General features: G+C 71.5%; 16 protein-coding genes. 6 read left to right on the top strand and 10 right to left on the bottom strand.

The window, feature by feature from the left end; all coding sequences use genetic code 11:
- The first annotated feature begins 137 nt into the window (after nt 1-137).
- Nucleotides 138-2,987 carry a M16 family metallopeptidase gene (locus PHZ_RS06110; protein ID WP_012521672.1) on the top strand — a complete coding sequence of 950 codons (2,850 nt, stop codon included), beginning with the start codon at nt 138-140 and terminating at the stop codon, nt 2,985-2,987.
- Nucleotides 2,984-3,481 carry a GNAT family N-acetyltransferase gene (locus PHZ_RS06105; protein WP_012521671.1) on the top strand — a complete coding sequence of 166 codons (498 nt, stop codon included), beginning with the start codon at nt 2,984-2,986 and terminating at the stop codon, nt 3,479-3,481. Before PHZ_RS06110 ends, PHZ_RS06105 begins: the two co-directional genes overlap by 4 nt.
- Here PHZ_RS06105 and PHZ_RS06100 read toward each other — a convergent pair.
- The 4 genes from PHZ_RS06100 to PHZ_RS06085 form a co-directional block, all read right to left on the bottom strand.
- The gene (locus PHZ_RS06100) at nt 3,478-5,130 is read right to left on the bottom strand and encodes a choline dehydrogenase (RefSeq protein WP_012521670.1); all 1,653 of its coding nucleotides are present in this window, start codon (nt 5,128-5,130) and stop codon (nt 3,478-3,480) included. The genes PHZ_RS06105 and PHZ_RS06100 overlap by 4 nt on opposite strands.
- An 86-nt stretch (nt 5,131-5,216) precedes the next feature.
- On the bottom strand, nt 5,217-6,296 hold the full coding sequence (locus PHZ_RS06095) for a DUF3667 domain-containing protein (RefSeq protein ID WP_012521669.1): 1,080 nt from the start codon (nt 6,294-6,296) through the stop codon (nt 5,217-5,219).
- A gap of 71 nt (nt 6,297-6,367) precedes the next feature.
- Complete coding sequence (locus tag PHZ_RS06090) at nt 6,368-7,150, bottom strand: enoyl-CoA hydratase-related protein (RefSeq protein ID WP_012521668.1); 783 nt, start codon at nt 7,148-7,150, stop codon at nt 6,368-6,370.
- 108 nt (nt 7,151-7,258) lie between these two features.
- Nucleotides 7,259-7,789 carry a gamma carbonic anhydrase family protein gene (locus PHZ_RS06085; RefSeq protein WP_012521667.1) on the bottom strand — a complete coding sequence of 177 codons (531 nt, stop codon included), beginning with the start codon at nt 7,787-7,789 and terminating at the stop codon, nt 7,259-7,261.
- Between the two features lie 314 nt (nt 7,790-8,103).
- Here PHZ_RS06085 and PHZ_RS06080 point away from each other — a divergent pair, with 314 nt between their 5' ends.
- Nucleotides 8,104-8,868, top strand: a complete 765-nt coding sequence (locus PHZ_RS06080; RefSeq protein ID WP_012521666.1) for a PhoH family protein — start codon at nt 8,104-8,106, stop codon at nt 8,866-8,868.
- A gap of 31 nt (nt 8,869-8,899) precedes the next feature.
- Here PHZ_RS06080 and PHZ_RS06075 read toward each other — a convergent pair whose 3' ends face one another.
- Entirely contained in the window at nt 8,900-9,145 is a 246-nt protein-coding gene (locus PHZ_RS06075) for a DUF5961 family protein (protein ID WP_049758157.1), read from the bottom strand.
- Between the two features lie 204 nt (nt 9,146-9,349).
- Between PHZ_RS06075 and PHZ_RS06070 the strand changes: the two genes are divergently transcribed.
- The 3 genes from PHZ_RS06070 to PHZ_RS21545 all read left to right on the top strand — a co-directional run bounded on the left by PHZ_RS06070 (nt 9,350) and on the right by PHZ_RS21545 (nt 14,204).
- Entirely contained in the window at nt 9,350-9,565 is a 216-nt protein-coding gene (locus PHZ_RS06070; RefSeq protein WP_041373280.1) for a hypothetical protein, read from the top strand.
- A gap of 101 nt (nt 9,566-9,666) precedes the next feature.
- Complete coding sequence (locus PHZ_RS06065) at nt 9,667-9,852, top strand: hypothetical protein (RefSeq protein WP_041373279.1); 186 nt, start codon at nt 9,667-9,669, stop codon at nt 9,850-9,852.
- Between the two features lie 185 nt (nt 9,853-10,037).
- Nucleotides 10,038-14,204, top strand: a complete 4,167-nt coding sequence (locus tag PHZ_RS21545) for a type I secretion C-terminal target domain-containing protein (protein WP_012521665.1) — start codon at nt 10,038-10,040, stop codon at nt 14,202-14,204.
- Here PHZ_RS21545 and PHZ_RS06055 read toward each other — a convergent pair whose 3' ends face one another.
- From PHZ_RS06055 to PHZ_RS06035, 5 genes are read right to left on the bottom strand one after another with little or no spacing between them, the layout of a single operon-like run.
- The gene (locus tag PHZ_RS06055; RefSeq protein ID WP_049758156.1) at nt 14,205-15,281 is read right to left on the bottom strand and encodes a sulfate/molybdate ABC transporter ATP-binding protein; all 1,077 of its coding nucleotides are present in this window, start codon (nt 15,279-15,281) and stop codon (nt 14,205-14,207) included. It abuts the gene before it with no gap.
- A complete protein-coding gene (gene cysW / locus PHZ_RS06050; RefSeq protein WP_012521663.1) occupies nt 15,247-16,086 on the bottom strand; it encodes a sulfate ABC transporter permease subunit CysW in 840 nt (279 codons plus the stop codon). The genes PHZ_RS06055 and cysW overlap by 35 nt, the downstream gene beginning before the upstream one ends.
- Nucleotides 16,083-16,949 (bottom strand): sulfate ABC transporter permease subunit CysT, encoded by an 867-nt coding sequence (gene cysT / locus PHZ_RS06045; RefSeq protein ID WP_012521662.1) that lies wholly within the window; start codon nt 16,947-16,949, stop codon nt 16,083-16,085. Before cysT ends, cysW begins: the two co-directional genes overlap by 4 nt.
- A gap of 1 nt (nt 16,950) precedes the next feature.
- Nucleotides 16,951-18,015, bottom strand: coding sequence for a sulfate ABC transporter substrate-binding protein (locus tag PHZ_RS06040; RefSeq protein ID WP_012521661.1), 1,065 nt, complete (start codon nt 18,013-18,015; stop codon nt 16,951-16,953).
- Between the two features lie 41 nt (nt 18,016-18,056).
- Nucleotides 18,057-19,637: a porin gene (locus PHZ_RS06035; RefSeq protein ID WP_012521660.1), complete on the bottom strand. Its 1,581-nt coding sequence runs from the start codon at nt 19,635-19,637 to the stop codon at nt 18,057-18,059.
- Nucleotides 19,638-19,655: the final 18 nt, after the last annotated feature.

Here is a 19,655-nt window from a genome sequence, read left to right as displayed (position 1 = left end):
CGGACGCGAGCGTCCGGGCGCCCGATGCCTTCCGGTGGCCTTCCGGTGGCCTTCCGGGCGCCTTTCGGGCGCCTTGCCCCGGCCGCGGGGGTCCGCGATGGTGGCCGGGCCTTGAAGGACCTCCCGGGACATTGCGAATGATCCGTTCCCTGCGCGCGGCCCTCGCGCTCTGCGCCGCGCTGCTGCTCGCCCCCCTCTCCGCTCTCGCCGCCTCGGCCGACGCGCCGCCGCCCCGCTGGGCGCATGCCGCCTCCGACCTGAAGGCCGATCCGGCGATCCGCTTCGGGATCCTGCCCAACGGCATGCGCTACGCCATCCGCCGCCAGACCATTCCGCCGGGCCAGGCGGCGCTGCGCCTGTGGATCGACGCCGGCTCGATGATGGAGACCGACGCCCAACAGGGCCTGGCCCACTTCCTCGAGCACATGGCCTTCAACGGCTCGAAGAACGTCAAGGAAGGCGAGATGACCAGGATGCTGGAGCGTCTCGGCCTCGCCTTCGGCCCCGACACCAACGCCTCCACCGGCTTCGGCGAGACCATCTATATGCTGGACCTGCCGCGGACCGACGCCGAGACCGTGGACACCTCGCTGATGCTGATGCGCGAGGCGGCCTCGAACCTGACCATCGAGCCGGCCGCCGTCGACCGGGAACGCGGCGTCGTCCTCTCCGAGGAGCGGGCCCGCGACACCCCCGGCTACCGCATCTACAAGGACCGCCTCGCCTTCTGGCTGAAGGGCCAGCGCGCGCCCGAGCGGCTGCCGATCGGCGCGGTGGAGGTCCTCCGCTCGGCCCCGGCTTCCGAGATCGCCGACTACTACCGCCGCTGGTACCGGCCCGAGCGGGCGGTGTTCGTGGCGGTCGGCGACTTCGACGTCGACGCCATGGAGGCCAGGATCCGCGAGCGCTTCGGCGACTGGCGCGCCGAGGGCCCGGCCGGCGAGCCGCCGGTGCAGGGCCAGGTCCAGCCGCGCGGCCCGGAGGCCAAGCTGGTGGTCGAGCCCGGCGCCTCCCTTTCGCTGCAGGTGGCCTGGATCGCCCCGCCCGACCTGTCGCCCGACACCACGGCCAGGCGCCGGCGCGACCTGATCGAGGGCCTGGGCCTGGCCGTCCTGAACCGCCGCTACGCCAGCATCGCCCGGCGGAGCGACCCGCCGTTCATCGCCGCGACCGCCTACACCTTCCAGCAGGAGGACGAGGCCGACATCGCCGTCGTCGGAGTGGCGGCCGAACCGGCGCGCTGGGCCGAGGCCCTCGCCGCCGCCGAGCAGGAACAGCGCCGGGCCATCCTCCACGGGGTCCGGCAGGACGAGCTGGACCGCGAGATCGCCGAACTGCGCGCCCGGCTGACCGCCGCCGCCGCCGGCGCGGCCACCCGGCGCCCCGCCGAGCTGGCGGGCGAGATCGTGGGCTCCCTGGCCGACGACGAGGTGGTCACCTCCCCCGCCGACGAACTGGCCCTGTTCGAGGCGGTCGTGAAGGACCTGAAGGCCGACACGGTCTCCGCCGCGCTGAAGGCCGCCTTCCACGGCGAAGGCCCGCTCGTCTTCATGGCGAGCCCCCGCCCCGTCGAGGGCGGCGACAAGGCCCTGCTCGCCGCCTTCGAGGCCTCGCGGCAGGTCGCCGTCGCCCCGCCGTCGGAGGCCGCCGACGTCGCCTGGCCCTATGACAGCTTCGGCCCGCCCGGCAAGGTCGCCGAGCGCCGCGAGGCGGCCGACCTCGGGACCACCTTCGTCCGGTTCGAGAACGGCGTGCGGCTGACCGTGAAGCCCACCGAGTTCCGCGACGACGAGGTGCTGGTCCGCGTCAACGTCGGCGACGGCCTGCTCGACCTCTCGCCCGGGCGGCAGAGCCCGGCCTGGGCCGCCAGCGCCTATGTGGAGGGCGGCCTGAAGAAGATCGATGCCGACGACATGGAGCGCGTGCTGGCCTCCAAGGTGTTCGGCGCCCGCTTCGGCCTGGGCGACGACGCCTTCGTGTTCACCGGCGCGACCCGCACCGGCGACCTCGCCACCCAGCTCCAGGTGCTCGCCGCCTACGTGGCCGAGCCGGCGTTCCGGGAGGAGGCCTTCCTGCGCCTGAAGGCGGCGGGCAAGACGATCCACGACCAGTTCGAGTCCACCGACTTCGGCGTGCTCAGCCGCGACCTGAACGGCATCCTGCACCGCGGCGACCGCCGCTGGACCTTCCCCAGCAGGGAGGAGATCGCCAGCGCCCGGATCGAGGACCTCGCCGGCCAGCTCGCGCCGCACCTGGCCGACGGCCGCATCGAGGTGGTGATCGTGGGCGACGTCACGATCGAGGACGCCGTCGCGAAGGTGGCGGCCACCGTCGGCGCCCTGCCCCCGCGGCCGGAGCCCGGGCCGATCCCCGCGGCCGCGCGCCGCGTCGGCTTCCCCGAGGGCGGCGACCCGCCGATGGTCCTCACCCACAAGGGCCGGGCCGACCAGTCCATCGGCTACGTCGCCTGGCCCACCGAGGACTACTGGGCCGATCCGCAGCGGGCCCGCGAGACCGCCATCCTGTCCGAGGTGCTGCAGCTTCGCCTGCTGGACGAGCTGCGCGAGGCGCAGGGCGCGACCTACTCGCCCAACGTCGGGGTCAGCCACAGCCTGACCTGGGAAGGCTGGGGCTACATCGCCGCCAGCGTGGAGGTGCCGCCCGACAAGCTCGACGGCTTCTTCGCCGACGTGGCCAAGATCGCCGGCGACCTTCGGGACGAGGAGCCCACGGCCGACGAGCTCGCCCGGGCCAAGACCCCCAGGATCGAGCGCCTGCAGAAGGCGCGGCTGACGAACCAGTACTGGCTGGCCGAGCTGTCAGGCGCCCAGTTCGATCCCCGCCGGCTGGAGTCCATCCGCCAGAGCGTGCCGGGGACGCAGAAGGTCACCGCCGCGGACGTGCAGGCCGCCGCCCAGCGCTGGCTGCGGGCCGAGCGCGCCTTCCGCCTGGTCGTGAAGCCGGCCGCCCCCTTGAGCGGGAAGTGAGCGGGCAGATCGTCCTTCGCCCGGCCACGATGGACGACCTGGCGCTGCTGCGGCGCTGGGACGAGGAGCCCCATGTGGTGGAGTCCGATCCCAACGACGACTGGGGCTGGGAGGTCGAGCTCGCCCGCGACCCCGACTGGCGCGAACAGCTCGTCGCCGAGGCGGGCGGCCGTCCGGTCGGCTTCGTCCAGATCATCGACCCCGCGCGCGAGCAGAGCCGCTACTGGGGCGACTGTCCGCCCGGCCTGCGCGCCATCGACATCTGGATCGGCGAGGCCGACGCGCTCGGCCGCGGCTACGGAACGCAGATGATGCGGCAGGCGATCGCCCGCTGCTTCGCCGATGCGGCCGTCACGGCGATCCTGATCGACCCGCTGCAGAGCAACGTCCGGGCGATCCGCTTCTACGAGCGGCTGGGCTTCCGGGCCGTCGGTCCCCGCCGGTTCGGCGAGGACGACTGCCTGGTCATGCGCCTGGAGCGGCCGGGCTCCTAGGCGGCGGCCTTCTCGTCGCCGTAGACCGGCGCGTCCTCGGCCGGCAGGAAGGCCTTGCCGCGGATCGCGTCCGAGATCTTCTCGGCGATCATGATGGTCGGGGCGTTGGTGTTCCCGCCGACCAGCGTCGGCATCACCGAGGCGTCCACCACGCGCAGGCCCGACAGGCCCTGCACCCGGCATTCGCCGTCCACCACCGCCATCGCATCGCCGGCCACGCCCATGCGGCAGGTGCCGACCGGGTGGTAGATCGTCTCGGCCGCGCGGCGGATCCACGCGTCGATCTCGGCGTCGGTCCGCACGTCCTTGCCCGGCGAGTATTCGGCGCCGCGATAGGGATCGAGCGCGGCCTGGGCGGCCACGTCGCGCATCATCTTCACCCCCTCGCGCATGGCGCGGCGGTCCTCCTCGGCGGCGAGGTAGTTGGCGAAGATCGCGGGGTCGGCCATCGGGTCGGCCGACTTCAGCCCGACCTTGCCGCGGCTCTCGGGCCGCAGCTGGCAGACGTGGAAGGTGAAGCCGTCCTTGTTCACCGACACCTTGCCGTGGTCCTGCATGATGGCCAGCACGGTGTGGATCTGCAGGTCGGGCCGGTCCAGGTCGGGCCGCGAGCGCAGGAAGGCGCCGCTCTCCAGGAAGTTCTCCCGGCCGATGCCCTTGTTGAACAGCATGTAGTTCAGCCCGACGAAGAGCTGCTTCACGCCCTTGCGCATCGAATAGATCGTGATCGGCTGCGGGCACTCCCACGACAGGCACGCGTCGAGGTGGTCCTGCAGGTTGGCGCCCACGCCCTTCAGCTCGTGGACGGCCTTGATCCCGTGCTTGCCCAGGTCCTCGCCGTCGCCGATGCCGGACAGCTGCAGGATGTGCGGCGACTGCACGGCGCCCGCCGCCACGATGACCTCGGCGTCGGCATAGACCGCGCGCGCCGGGTTCTTGCCCTCGACGATCTCGACGCCGACGGCGCGGCCGTTCTCGAGGAGCACCCGCGTGGTCCGCGCGCCGGTCAGGCAGGTCAGGTTCGGACGGTTCAGGACGGGGTGCAGGTAGCCGCGCGCCGCGCTCCAGCGCTGCCCGTCCTTGATGGTCATCTGGTACGGCCCCCAGCCTTCCTGCTGGTAGCCGTTGAAGTCGCTGGTCACCGGATGGCCGGCCTGGGCCCCCGCCTCCACCGCGGCGCGGTAGATCGGATTGGGCGAGGCGGCCTTCGAGACGTGCAGCGGCCCCTCGTCGCCGTGCCAGGAATCGGCCCCGCCCTCGAAGGTCTCCGAGCGCTTGAAGTACGGCAGGACGTCGGCGTAGCCCCAGCCGGTCAGGCCCATCTGCCGCCACTGGTCGTAGTCGCGCGCGTGGCCGCGGATGTAGATCATGCCGTTGATCGAGGACGAGCCGCCCCAGCCCTTGCCTCTGGGCCACCACAGGCGGCGGCCGTCGAGGTGCGGCTCGGGTTCGGTCCAGAAGCCCCAGTTGTAGGGGCCCTGCTTGCCGATCAGGGCGCCGACGCCCGCGGGCATCCGCACCAGCAGCGAGGCGTCCTTGCCGCCCGCCTCCAGCAGCAGCACCTTCGTCTGCGGGTCCTCGCTCAGGCGGTTGGCCAGGACGCAGCCGGCCGAGCCCGCGCCGATGATGATGTAGTCGTACCGCTCCACGGCGCTTCTTCCCTAACCTTGTTCAGTTGGCGCAAACGTGACGCAGGCGTCACGTTTCTGCAAGGCCGCCCCAGCGTCAGCCGGCGTCAGGCCGAAAGCAACGTCACCGCCATGGTGAACAGCAGCAGGGCGAAGGTGCAAAACCACAGCAGGAACCAGGTCCGCCACAGCGCCGAGAAGGTCCCCAGGCCATAGGCGCCCTTCAGCTGGAAATACATGTGCGCCGGGATGGCGAACGGCAGGGTCAGCCAGAGCAGCGCCGAGACGATCCCCCCGATGCGCGTGCCGATGGCCAGCGCCATCACCAGCCAGGAGATGAAGGTCAGGGAATAGAGGACGAAGACGCCGTGGTCGTAGAGGGTGAAGCCGCGCTTCCACAGGAACAGCGAGGCCACGAACGGGATCGAGATCGGGATCAGCAGGAACGAGAATTTGTAGAACGCCTGCTGCAGCTTGTAGAGCGCCAGCTCGGGGTTCTCGAGCTTGTGCCTGATCTTCTCGTCGAGCTTCTTGTTGCCGGTGTTGACCGCCTCGCCGATGTCCTCGTCGAACACCGTCCTGACGTTGGTCTTCACCCGCCCCTCGCCCGTGACGTTGCCGATCTGCTCGCCCGCCGCCTCGGCCGCCGCCCGCGCCCGGTCGACCCGCGCCTGCGCCGCCGCCCGCTCCTCGGGGCTGGCGTTGTCGAGGGCGACCTCGGCGTTGGCCAGCTCGGTGTTCTTGCGGGCAAGGTCGGCGGTCGCCAGGGCCTGCTGGCCGACCACGTTGTCGGCGGCGTCCACGGGGAAGTAGCTCAGCCCCATGAACAGCACGAACATCGTGAACAGGAACATCGCCAGCGGCGAGACGTAGCGCGTGCGCCGGCCGTGAACCCACTCGCGCGTCAGCCGCCCGGGCCGGAAGGCCAGCAGCGGCACCGTGCGCCAGAAGCGGCTGTCGAAGTGCATGACCCCGTGCAGCACCTCCTCGCCGAGGTGCGCCAGGGTCCGGTGCAGGTGGGCGGCCTGGCCGCAGTTCGCGCAGAAGCGGCCCTCGACCTCGGCGCCGCAGTCCGCGCAGACGTGCTGCGCCTCGCCGGCCTGGCCCGCCGGCCGCTGGGCGGCCGATCCCAGGCCGCCGCCGTGCACCGCCCCGGCCACTGCGCCCGCCGCGTCCACATCCACCATACGCAACCCCCGTCCTCGGGGCGGAATGTGACGGGATTGACGCCGGGGAACAAGGGTCCCTCAGCAGGCCGTCAGCGGCCCTTCCACTGCGGCGGGCGCTTCTGGGCGAAGGCCATCGGCCCTTCCTTGAAGTCCTCCGAGGTGAACAGCGCCGCCACGGCCGGATACTTGCCCTGGCCGCGGATCGCCGCCTCCAGCGTCGGCTCGTCCAGGCCCTTGTAGACGGCCTCCTTCGAGGCGCGGATCGACATCGGCGAAAGCTCGCAGACCTGCTGGGCCCACGCGCGCGCCGTGCGCATCAGGTCCTGCGGCGCGGTGACCTCGGCCACGAAGCCCAACTCCTTGCCCTCGGCCGCCGACACGCGCCGGGCGGTGAGGATCAGAGCCATGGCCCGTTTGACGCCGATGGCCCGGGGCAACCGGTGCAGGCCGCCGGCCAGGGCCGCCAGGCCCACCCGCGGCTCGGGCAGGGCGAAGGTCGCCGCCTCGGAGGCGATGATGATGTCGCAGGCCAGGGCGATCTCGAACCCGCCGCCCATGGCCACGCCGTTCACCGCCGCGATCAGCGGCTTGTTCAGGTCGAACCGCGAGGTCAGGCCGGCGAACCCGCTGGGCGGGCTCTTCATCGCCCCGCCGGAGGCCTGGTGCTTCAGGTCGTTGCCGGCCGAAAAGGCCTTCTCGCCCGCCCCTGTGACGATGCCCACCCACTGGTCCGGGTCGGCGGCGAAGGCGTCGAAGGCCTCGTGCAGCTCGAAGTGCGCCGGCGAATGCAGCGCGTTCATCACCTCGGGCCGGTTCAGGATGAAGGTGGTGATCGGCCCTTCCCGCTCCACCCGGATGAACTCGTACGCCATGGCCCGTCCTCCCTTGTGCCTTGCGGGCATCAAGGGAGGGGCGCCGCCACGTCCGTCAAGGCGCGGGTTCGGCCACGCAGGCGCCCTGGAGGGCGGCGACCAGCCGCGTCACCGGAATTCCGTCAGCTCCCGCCGGTAGCGCTTCCAGTTCTCGACGTAGTGGTGGGCGCCGGCGGCCATGACCATCGCCTGCTGCTCGCTCACCTCCCGCACCACCTTGCCCGGCGCGCCCATGACCAGCGAGTTGTCGGGGATCTCCTTGCCCTCGGTGATCAGGCAGTTGGCGCCGATCAGGCAGTTCTTCCCGATCTTCGCTCCGTTCAGGACGATCGAGCCGATGCCCACCAGGGTGTTGTCCCCGATCGAGCAGCCGTGGAGCATCACCATGTGGCCCACGGTGACGTTCGCCCCGATGGTGAGCGGCGAGCCCAGGTCGGTGTGCAGGACGCTGCCGTCCTGCACGTTCGAGTTCTCGCCGATGATGATCGGGTCGTTGTCGCCACGCAGGGTTGCACCCCACCAGACGGACGCGTTCTTCTTGAGAATCACATTGCCCATCACGGCGGCCGTCGGCGCAATCCAGTATTCGTCATCGTTTGGTAATTGCGGCGTCACATTGCCTAAGTTGTAGACACTCATCTCGCTGCCTTATTTCTTGCCGCCGATGGGGCGTTTAACGACTCGGAAAGGGCGTTACGATCATTCTAGTCGGGCGATTCGAGAGGACGGAAGTCCTCCCGGTAGCCGCCGCGGGGGCCCCTCGCCTCCGCGTCTCGCGCTGGACGGAGTTGGATGGCGCCGAGTTCGTTGCTCTCCCGGGCCTTTCCGCCCGGACCGGACCAAGCCGGCGAGCCCCCGGGCTCCGCACGCCGCCGCTCCCGCCGTCACCTGATCACCGAAGGGCGCTCCCGCATCCGGGACGCCCTTTTTTCTTGCCCCCAACGGAGGCCTTGATGAGCAAGCGAGCCCTGAAGCGACAGCTGCGCGAAGGCGCGTTCGACGCCGGTCAGTTCGAGGGGGACGATAAGATCCGCCGGCTGCCGCTCGACCGGGGCTGGTCGCCGCTCGCCCACCACAACGACGACCGCGACCAGGCCTACCTCAAGACCATCAAGGCCAAGTCGCCGGGCCAGCAGCAGCTGATCGAGGCCATCGATTCCAAGAACCTCGTCATGGCGCTCGGTCCCGCCGGCACCGGCAAGACCTACCTCGCCATCGCCAAGGCGGTGGAGGCGCTGGAGAGCGGCCGCGTCGGCCGCATCGTGCTCTCGCGCCCCGCGGTCGAGGCCGGCGAGTCCATCGGCTTCCTGCCCGGCGACGCCGAGGACAAGCTCGCCCCCTACCTGCGGCCGCTCTACGACGCCCTGTCCGACCGGCTGTCGATGAAGCGGGTCCGGGCCCTGATGGCCGAGGGCGCCATCGAGATCGCCCCCGTCGGCTTCATGCGCGGCCGCACGCTGAACAACGCCTTCGTGGTGATCGACGAGGCGCAGAACTGCACCTACGTGCAGCTCAAGATGCTGCTCACCCGCCTCGGCTGGCATTCGACGATGGTCGTGACGGGCGATCCCAACCAGTCCGACCTGCTGCCCGAGCTGTCCGGCCTCGGCGGCGTCGCCGACCGCCTGGAGGAGCTGGGCAATGTCGCGGTGGTCCGGCTGGCCGAGCGCGACATCGTCCGCCACCCGCTGGTGGCCGAGATGCTGGGCGTCCTCTGATCGGGGCCGGGACGGCGCCCCAGCCGACGCTCTAGTCGCAGGGCGCCGTCTCTCCCGAGCCCAGGTCGATCCGGAAGCACTGGCGCTCGCCGGTGTCGCAGTCCTCCACGAACAGGCGCACCTCGTCGTCGGCGTCGGCGGCCGGGTGCGCGGTTTCCAGGAAGTGCAAGGCCGCGTCCTCGAAGCTCACCCCCTCGACCAGATGCCCGCAGGCCGGGGCCTCGGCTACGGGATGCACCGAGAAGCGGCGTTGCAGGGTCGGCAGGTCGGTCGTCATGGGCGCTCCTTCGCCCCCTCCAACGCCCCAGACGGCCAAAGGCGCCATGGCCAAGCTTGCATGGCCCCGCCCCCGCCGGTACTTGGAGCGCGCCGATTGGCCGCGCCTTCCGCAGCTTCGGCGGCGCTCCGCGGCCTTCGCGGGCAGCCTCCGTCCCGCGCGACCGGCCACGGTTCGGGAAAGCAGCGCCCGGAGTGCGAGTGGATGAGCAGCCCTGAAGCCGGCGCGGCCAAGCCGCCCCAGGCGGCGGATCTGGAAGCCGAGGATCTCGGCGCTGTGGATCTCGACGCCGAGGCCGCGCGGGCCGCCGAGGGGCTCAAGGACCAGATCGAGGCGGTGAGGCGCCGCATCCGCGAGGCCCGCGAGGCCCTCCAGAAGCAGGCCGAACGCCAGCGCGCGCTCCGCGATCCACAGGATTGAGCGTCCGCCCGAACTCGCCCGACAGGGTAGAATCGCCCCGCTTTTAACAACCCTCAGGTGTGGTATGGTCGGCCGAGCGGCGGGACGGCCAGAGGGGCGCCATGACCGACTATCGGCTCTATTTCCTCGACGAAGCGAACCACATCCGCGGCGTGGTCGAGTTCGACTGCGACGGCGACGAGGCCGCGGCGGAGCAGGCCAGGCGCCATGCCGACGGTCGCAAGATGGAGCTCTGGAGCCGGGATCGCTTCGTCCGCACCTTCGCGCGCAGCTCCGAAGACGCCTGACCCGACCTGACGCCTGCCTGTAGAGCCGAAGCTTTTCCGCCCTTACGGCGCAGCTTCCGGCGAAAGCTTGGCCATATGTTGCTTATTTGCACCGCTCCGAAAGAACGGTCTGCTCACGGAGACTTCAACGAACCCAGGCTTCGCTTTGCGAGTTGTGGCCCGGCTAAATCTCGGAGCTGGGTTGAATGGTCTATTACAACGCGCACGGCGAAGCGATGCCGGAGTCCGCGACCGAAGATGGTCGCATCGCCGGCACCTCGGCAGGCAATGAGACGATCCAGGCGCCGGCCGGGAACTCGTCGGTTTCGGGCGAAGGCGGCGGCGACCTCCTGATCGGATCGTCCGGCGACAACCGCCACTGGATCACCCACCCCAACGACCGCGTCCAGGAGGCGCCCGGCGGTGGCATCGACACCCAGATCGGCTGGACGTCGATCAAGCTCGCCCCGAACGTCGAGAACCTGCAGGTCAACAACCCCTTCAACTACGCGGTGGGCAACGACCTCGGGAACCTGATCATCGTCGACAACAGCACCCACTGGATTTACGGCGCCGGCGGCGACGACGTGCTGGTGGGAGCGACGACCGAAAAGGTCACCTTCGTGGTCCGCGCCGGCGAGGGCTCGGACGTCATCTACAACTGGAACGGCAACAGCCAGCTGCAGCTCTGGGGCTACGGCCTCGAGACCGCCGGCGAGATCCGCAGCGCCATGACCCAGGAGGGCTCGGACGTCGTCCTGCGGTTCGACAACGGCGAGAGCCTGACCTTCCGCGACCAGACCCTGGCCGGCTTCCAGGATCGCCAGTTCCTGGTCGAGCTCGACCGCTCGCAGCTCGGCGAGATCACCTTCGCGGACGAGTTCGACAGCCTGCAGATCTACGACCCGTCGCTGCAGACGGGGGTCTGGCGGGCCGACTTCGGCGGCAACCTGAAGGACGAATGGGCCTACACCATCACGTCCAACGGCGAGCGCCAGATCTACATGAAGCCCGGCTTCTACGGCCAGGGCGAGAAGGATCTCGACTACGCCCCCCACTCGGTGGACGACGGCATTCTCACGATCCGGGCCGAGCGCCTGGAACAGGACCAGCGCGAGGCCGCCTGGGGCCGCGAATATTCCTCCGGGATGCTCAACACCATGGGGGTGTTCGAGCAGAAGTACGGCTACTTCGAGATGCGCGCCGAGCTGCCCGCCGCCCTCGGCGCCTGGCCGGCCTTCTGGATGATGCCGACGCCCTATGTCGCCCAGGTCGAGGCCGACATCATGGAGGGCCTGGCGGCCACGCCGAACGTCGACTACCGGCGCGCCTGGGGCGGCGACGCCAACATGTACGACAATGCCTACAAGATCGATCCGTCGGGCTTCCACACCTACGGCATGCTGTGGACGCCGACGACCGTCACCTTCTACTTCGACGACGTGGCCGTGCTGTCGGCCCCCACGCCGGCCAACTGGCAATATCCCATGGCCATGATCGTCAACCTGGCGGTCGGCGGCTGGGGCGGCGAGCCCGACGAGCGGATGTACCCGGCCGAGCTGAAGGTGGACTACGTCCGCGCCTACGCCCTGGCCTCGGGCGAGACCGAGATCGAGGTCGGCGAGCCCGAGCCGCCCGCCGCCACCCTGCGCACCGACGGCGGGACGACCAGTGGCCAGGTGAGCGCCCCCGTCACCTTCGACGGCAGCGGAGAGCCCGTCACCACGGCGGCGATCGCCGTCCATGACGACCGGCCCACGACCTTCCCCGAGGAGAAGACCTTCGTCATCTGGGAGGACGCCGGCGCCGTGTTCGGCGCGGTCGCCGGCGGCGGGACGATCGGCGAGGCCACGCCCCTGATGGCCGGCGATTCCCGCGTGTTCACCGGCTCGGGCACCTGGCTGACCGATGGCCGGGTGGCCCTCGCCTACATGCAGCCCGACGGCGACGGCCAGGCGGCCTGGGTGATGGTGTTCGACCCGTCCAAGAACACCTTCATCCGCCACGAGCTGGGCCCGGCCACCGGCGACATCGACATCGTCGCCACGAAGAACGGCGGGTTTGCGGCGAGCTGGGACGCGCCCGACGGCACGGTCATGGGCCGCGGCTTCGACGCCTTCGCCTACGACGGCGAGGGCTGGTTCGGCCCCGCCCGCCAGCTCACCGGCGACCTTGTCGGCGTGACCGCCGGCGGCGAGCTGATCGCCGAGAGCGGCGCCGGCCAGCAGCTCTACGACATGATCAACCCGCCCCGCGGCGTCGACGCCGTGGTGTCCATCGGCCCCATGGCGGGCGTCGCCCATGCCGAGGGCACGTCGGGCATGACGCTCTACACCTTCACGGTCACCCGCGACTGGGACCAGAGCGAGAAGGTCACCGTCGGCTGGCAGGTCCGCGGCCAGGGCGCGAACCCGGCCGACGCCCTCGACTTCCTGGGGGACGCCCTGCCCTCGGGCACGGTCACCTTCGAGATCAACCAGACGACCGCCTACATCCAGGTCTGGGTGAACGGCGACGCCTACCAGGAGGCCGACGAGGAGTTCCTGGTGACCCTGGTCAACCCGGTCGGCGCCAAGCTCGGCCAGGCCACGGCCACCGGCTTCATCACCAACGACGACACCGGCGGCGAGCCCCCGCCGCCGCCTACCGAGCCGCAGATCAGCTTCGCCACCAGCAGCGTCGCCCTGGCCGAGGGGAACACCGGCTCGACGGCGTTCAGCTTCACCGTCGCCCGCTCGGGCCCGAACGGCGAGGTTTCGACGGTCAACTGGGCGGTGAGCGGCGGCGTCGACGCCGACGACTTCGCGGGCGGCGCGCTGCCCTCCGGCACGCTCACCTTCGCCCCCGGCGAGACCCTGCGAACGATCACCATCGAAGTGGCCGGCGACACCACGGCGGAGGCCGATGAGACCTTCACCGTCACCCTTTCGGGAGCGGACGGCGCGACGCTCGGAACCGCCACGGCGACCGGGACCATCACCAACGACGACGAATCCGCGCCGCCGCCGCCGGACGACGGCGAAGGCCGCGTGATCAATTCGCCCGGCCCGGGCTCCACCCTCACCGGCGGGGCGGGCGACGACACGATCAACGCCAGCCAGGGCGCCGACGTCATCACCGGCGGCGAGGGGAACGACGTCTTCGCCTGGGCCGCCGAGCCCTGGGCGCCTGCGCGGGTCACCGACTTCGCCGTCGGCTCCGACACCCTGGACTTCTCGAAGCTCTTCCAGGCCGCCGGCTACGCTGGCGCCGACCCGGTGGCCGACGGCTACGTCTGGCTGTTCGACGATGGGGCCGGCGGCACGAAGGTGCTGTTCGACCGCGACGGCCCGGCCACGGGCCAGGAGTGGCCCAACTACGTCCTGCAGCTCGAGGGCGTGGCCGCCGGCGGCCTCACCTGGGGCCAGCTCTCGGGCGAGGGCTCGGCCGAGCCGCCCCCGGATGACGGCGGCGGCGATGATGGCGGCGATGACGGCGGCGACACCGGCGGCGGCGACACCGGCGCGGGCCAGGTGATCAATTCGCCCGGTCCGGGCTCCACGCTATCGGGCACGGCCGGGAACGACACCATCAACGCCAGCCAGGGCGCCGACGTGATCACCGGCGGGGCCGGGGACGACGTCTTCGCCTGGGCGGCAGAGCCCTGGGCGCCGGCGCGGATCACCGACTTCGCCGTCGGGTCCGACGCCCTGGACTTCTCGAAGCTCTTCCAGGCCTCGGGCTACTCGGGCGCCGACCCGGTGGCCGACGGCTACGTCTGGTTCCTCGACGACGGCGCAGGCGGCACGAAGGTGCTGTTCGACCGCGACGGGGCCGAGACGGGTCAGCAGTGGCCCAACTACGTCCTGCAGCTTGAGGGCGTGCCCGCCGCCGGCCTGACCTGGGCCCAGCTCTCGGGCGGCGGCGCGGGCGAGCCCCCGCCCCCGCCTCCGCCTCCACCGCCTCCCCCGCCGCCGGAAGAGGACGACGGCGAGGGCCGCGTGATCGACTCGGCCGGCCCCGGCTCGACCCTGACGGGAGGCTCAGGCGACGACACGCTCAACGCCAGCCAGGGCTCGGACGTCCTGACCGGCGCCGGCGGGGCGGATCATTTCGTGTTCGCAAGCGAGCCCTGGTCGCCGGCCCGCATCACCGACTTCGAGGCGGGCGTGGACAAGATCGACCTGTCCGGCCTGTTCGACACCGCCGGCTACACGGGCTCGGATCCGTTCGCCGCGGGCTACCTGCGCCTGATCGACGACGGGGCTGGCGGGACGAAGGTGCTGTTCGACAGCGACGCCGGGGGGCCGACCCCGGAGTGGCCGAACTACATCCTGCAGATCGAGAACGTGGCGCCCGCCCAGCTCTCGGCCGGCGACTGGATCTTCCAGTAGCTAGCCGGCGTAGACCTGCGGCCGCAGCGGCTTGACCCGCACGGCCAGGCCGGGGGCGACCCCGGCCGGCAGGGCCGCGCCGTGGGCCCTCAGCTCGACGGCGCGGCCCTCGATCAGGCACTCGATGCGCACGTCCGGGCCGCGCGCCGCCACGGCCCGGACCTCGGCGGCCAGGCCTGCCCCGTCGGCCGGGGCGAAGGCGACCTCGTCGGGCCGGAAGAGCACCTCCACGGGCCCCTGCGGCGCGCCCGCCGGGGCGGCCGATTCCCAGTCCGCGACCCGCAGCCGGTCCTTCTCGACCACGCCCGCCATGCGGCAGGCCGCGCCCAGGAAGTCGAAGACGAACGGATCGGCCGGATGCTCGTAGACCTCGTTCGGCGTCCCGAGCTGCACCAGCTCGCCGTCGCGCAGGATCGCCACCCGGTCGGCGAGATCGAGGGCCTCCTCCTGGTCGTGAGTGACGAAGACGGTGGTGACACCGGCGCGGTCGTGCAGCTCGCGCAGCCAGCGGCGCAGGCCCCGCCGGACCTGGGCGTCGAGGGCGCCGAACGGCTCGTCCAGCAGCAGCATCCTGGGCTCGATGGCCAGAGCCCGGGCCAGCGCGACCCGCTGCCGCTGCCCGCCCGAGAGCTGGGACGGATACCGGCCCTCGTAGCCCTCGAGCTGCACCAGCCCCAGCAGGCGGCGCACGCGTTCGGCGATCTCGTCCCGGGAGGGCCGCTCGGCCCCGCGCCGCACCGACAGGCCGAAGGCGATGTTCTGCGCCACGGTCATGTGCCGGAAGAGCGCGTAGTGCTGGAACACCATCCCCACCCGGCGGCGGCGCACCGGCAGGGCCAGGAAGTCCTCGCCGCCGAACCGCACCTCGCCCGCGTCGGGCGTCTCCAGGCCCGCGAGCACCCGCAGCAGGGTCGTCTTGCCCGAGCCCGACGGGCCCAGCAGCGCCAGGAACTCCTTGTCCCGCGCCCGCAGCGAGACGTCCCGCAGCGCCGGGAAGCGGCCGAACGTCTTGGAGACCCCGCGGATCTCCAGCGCGGCCCCGTCAGTGTTTGCAGCTTGCGGCAAGTTCACCGGCATGTCGCCATTCGAGGACCGTCTTGAGGACGAGGGTGACGAGCCCGAGGCCCGCGAGGATGGAGGCCGCCGCGAAAGCGCCGACGAATTCGTAGTCATTGTAGAGCACCTCGACGTGGAGCGGCAAAGTGGTGGTCAGGCCCCGGATGCTGCCCGAGACCACCGAGACCGCGCCGAACTCGCCCATCGCGCGGGCGTTGCAGAGCAGGACGCCGTACAGCAGCGCCCAGCGGATGTTGGGCAGGGTGACCCGCCAGAACGTGGTCCAGCCGCCGGCCCCCAGGGTCAGCGCCGCCGCCTCCTCGTCCGAGCCCTGCCCCTGCATCAGCGGGATGAGCTCGCGGGCGACGAACGGCAGCGTGACCAGCACCGTGGCCAGGACGAGGCCCGACGTCGCGAAGATGATCCTGACGTCGTGTTGCAGCAGGATCTCGCCGAACCAGCCCTGGGCCCCGAACAGCAGCACCCAGACCAGGCCCGAGACCACCGGCGACATCGAGAACGGCAGGTCGATGAAGGTGACGAGCAGGCTCTTGCCCCGGAACTCGAAGCGGGCGATCGCCCAGGCGGCGGCCACGCCGAACACCGCGTTCAGCGGGACCGAGATGGCGGCCACCGTCAGCGTCAGCCGGATCGCCGCCAGGGCGTCGGGCTGCCGGAGCGGCTCGATGTAGGCGCCCAGTCCCTTGGAGAGCGCCTGCTGGAACACCACGCCCAGCGGCAGGACGATCAGCACCCCGAGGACGGCCAGGGCGAGCGCGAGGAACAGGGGCGCAAGGCCCGGCAGTCGGATTCGCGACCCCGTCATGCGCGCCCCCGCCCCGCCGTCGCCATCTGGGCGGCGTTCACCGCCAGGAGGGCCCCGAACGAGATGACCAGCATGGCCAGGCCGATGGCCGCCGCGCCGGCGTAGTCGTACTGCTCCAGCTTGATGACGATCAGCAGGGGGGCGATCTCGGAGGTCATCGGCATGTTGCCGGCGATGAAGATCACGCTGCCGTACTCGCCCACGCCGCGGGCGAAGGCCAGGCTCAGGCCCGACAGCAGCGCCGGGGTGAGCACCGGCAGGGTCACCCGCCAGAACCGCTGGAGCGGCGTCGCCCCCAGCGTCAGCGCCGCCTCCTCCACCTCGGCGTCCAGCTCCTGCAGCACAGGCTGGACGCTGCGCACCACGAACGGCAGGCCGATGAAGACGAGGGCGAGGAACACGCCGAGCGGCGTGTAGGCGACCTTGACGCCGAGCCGGGCCAGCGGCTCGCCGAGCACCCCCGTCGGGGCGTAGATGGCGGTCAGCGCGATCCCCGCCACCGCCGTCGGCAGGGCGAAGGGAAGGTCCACCAGGGCGTCCACGATCCGGCGGCCCGGGAAGGCGTAGCGGGTCAGCGTCCAGGCGATCAGCAGGCCGATCGGCACGTTGGCCAGCCCCGCCAGCGCCGCCGTCGTGAAGCTGAGGCGCAGCGCGGCCAGCACCCGCGGCTCGGTCAGCGCCGCCCACACCCCGCCCGCGCCCAGCTCCCAGGGTCGCAGGACGAGGGCGGCGAGCGGCAGCACCACCAGCAGGCCGAGGTAGGTCAGCGTCCAGCCCATGGCGAGCGGGAACCCCGGCAGGATGCTGGGCTCCTTCCAGCGCCGGCGGGGCTTGGGGGCGGCGATCGCCGCGGCGGCCGTCATGTCAGCGCCGGTAGATCCGGTCGAAGATCCCGCCGTCGGCGAAATGCTCGGCCTGCGCCTTCCGCCAGCCGCCGAACTGGCCGTCGATGGTGACGAGGGGGATGTCCTTGAACTTCGAGCGGTACTTGGCGAGCGCCTCGGCGTTGCGGGGCCGGTAGTGGTTCTTGCCGATCAGGTCCTGCGCCAGCGGGCTGTAGAGGAAGTTCAGATAGCCCTCGGCCTGGATGCGGGTCTTCCGCCGGTCGACGTTGCGGTCCACCAGCGCCACCGTGGGCTCAGCCAGGATCGACAGGCTCGGATAGACGATGTCGAACCTGTTCCCGAACTCGGCCTGCGACAGGAAGGCCTCGTTCTCCCAGGCCAGCAGGACGTCGCCGATGCCGCGCTCGGCGAAGGTCGTGGTCGAGCCCCGCGCCCCGGTGTCCAGCACCGGCACGTTCTTGTAGAGCCGCGCCAGGAAGGCCTGCGCCGTCTGCGGCGTGCCCCCCGGCTGCTTCAGCGCCCAGGCGTAGGCCGCCAGGTGGTTCCAGCGCGCGCCGCCCGAGGTCTTCGGATTGGGCGTGATCACCGCCACGCCGGGCCTGGCGAGGTCGCCCCAGTCGCGGATCTTCCACGGGTTCCCCTTCCGCACCAGGAACACGATGGTCGAGGTGTAGGGCGCGGAGTTCTGCGGCAGGCGGCTCTGCCAGTTGGCCGGCAGCAGCTTGGCCCGCGCGGCGATCTCGTCGATGTCGTAGGCGAGCGCCAGCGTCACCACGTCGGCCTGCAGCCCGTCGATCACCGCCCGGGCCTGCCGGCCCGAGCCGCCGTGGCTCTGGTTGATCGTCAGCGTCTGGCCCGTCCGCCCCTTCCAGTAGGCGGCGAAGGCGGCGTTGATGTCCTTGTAGAGCTCACGCGTCGGATCGTAGCTGACGTTCAGCAGGGTGAGCTGGCTGGCCCTTGCCGTACTCGCTCTTGACTGGGCCTGCGCCGCCCCGGGGAGGAGGAGCGGCGCAGTCCCAGCCGCCGCAGCGCCTGCGGCTCCCACCTTGAGCAGGCGGCGACGAGAGAATTCCGTCTGGGTCATGATCGGTGATCCGGTCTGAAGGATTGGGTCTGGGGTTTGGGTCAGAAGGCGTACTGGGTGCGGAGGGACCAGATGTTCAGGTCCTGGCCCACCTGGGCGCCGTCGGGGGGCGTCAGGGCCCCGGCGCCGAAGGCCGTCCCGCCGGGCGAGAGCCGGTCCACCTCCACGCGCTGGTAGTCGGCGAGGAAGCGGACGTTGGCGTTCGGATACCAGTTGAGGCCCAGGGTCAGGATCTTCTGCCGCCCGCCGCGGACGGCGCCGGCGACCGGAGCCCAGCCCGGTGCGCCCGGCCGGAAGTCGAGGTCGAGGTCCGAGTAGCGCGCGGCCAGCTCCCACACGCCCCAGGCGCCGGAGCCGAGGTCGAAGGGCGTCTCGACCCGCGGGGCGTCGAAGCCGCCGCTGGCGGCGTTGTACCGCCTCGGCTGGCCGGTCAGCGTCCAGGCGCCCTGCACGTACCAGCCGGCGAACGCCGGATCGTCCAGGCCGGCGGTCCTGCGGTCCACGTCGATCCAGAAGTGCTCGGCCTGCAGGCTGAAGGCCTTTTGCTGCAGCCCCAGCTCGACGCCGTAGGCCGAAAGGCCGTCCGCATCGATCGATCCGGTGTCCACCAGCCGGGTCCCGTCGACCCGCAGCTCGGGCCGTTCGCGCAGGCGCACGGGCGTCGCCGCTCCGCCGGGCGGGACGTCGGGCCCCGTGGCCGCCGGGTTGAGGATCAGGTTCGCGTTCGCGCCCAGGTGAACCAGGCTGTCCGGCGTCCTGTAGGGGACGTAGGTCGCCCGCCCGATCGCCCCGAGCTGCTCGTCGTAGCTGGAGACCCCGATGGTGTTGCCGGTCACGTAGCCGGCCAGGGTCCAGCGCTCGCCGCCGGCCAGGATCGCAGCCCCCGTCCGCCCGTCGCCCCCTGCCAGCCCGCGGACCAGCTCGGCCGGCGCGGCCCGCTCGGGGAACAGCGAGGCGGTGTTCGAGGTGGCGTCCTCAAAGCCCGTGACCGGCGCGAAGGCGCCGAGACGCAGGCGCACCAGCCTCAGCCCCGCGTACTCGACGTAGGCGTTGGTGATCTTCCCGGCTTCCTCGGCGCCCGAGCCGCCGAAGTCGAACATCAGGTTGTACGCCCAGTCGCCGAAGGCCTTGCCCTCGGCCCCGAGGCGCACCCGCCGGAAGTTGGCGCCGTCGGCCAGGTCGCGGGCCCGCTCGGCCTCGGTCGCGTCGCCCAGCGAGCCGCGCCGGAAATCCGAGGCCGCGGGGCCGGGCCCGCGCTGGTCGTAGCGAGTCGCGTCGAGCTGGACGATTCCCCGCAGCGAGGCGGTGAACCGCCCGTCCCCACTGGCGATCGTCGGCCGGCCGTTGGCCAGCGAGACGGTGGTTGCGTCCACCTGGTCGCGGATCGCCTGGTCCGCGGCGGCGCCCTGGGCCTTCAGGTCCAGGATCTGCTGCTCGAGCTCGTCGTTGCGGCGCTCCACCGCGTCCAGCCGCCCGATCAGCGCCAGGAGTTGCTCCTGGCTGATCCCCGTGGGCGGCGCGCCTGCGGTCGGGATCGCCTGGGCCAGGACCGCCGGCGCGGCGCTGGAGAGCAGGACCGCCAGCGCCAGGCGCCGGGCGGTGGTGCGGATCGGTGCGGCCATGAAGCGTCCCCCTCGTTC

Origin of the sequence: Phenylobacterium zucineum HLK1, assembly GCF_000017265.1 — a bacterium.
Taxonomy (GTDB): domain Bacteria; phylum Pseudomonadota; class Alphaproteobacteria; order Caulobacterales; family Caulobacteraceae; genus Phenylobacterium; species Phenylobacterium zucineum.
The sequence above is the reverse complement of the archived record's forward strand: the minus strand, read 5'-3'. Positions and strand labels throughout refer to the sequence as shown.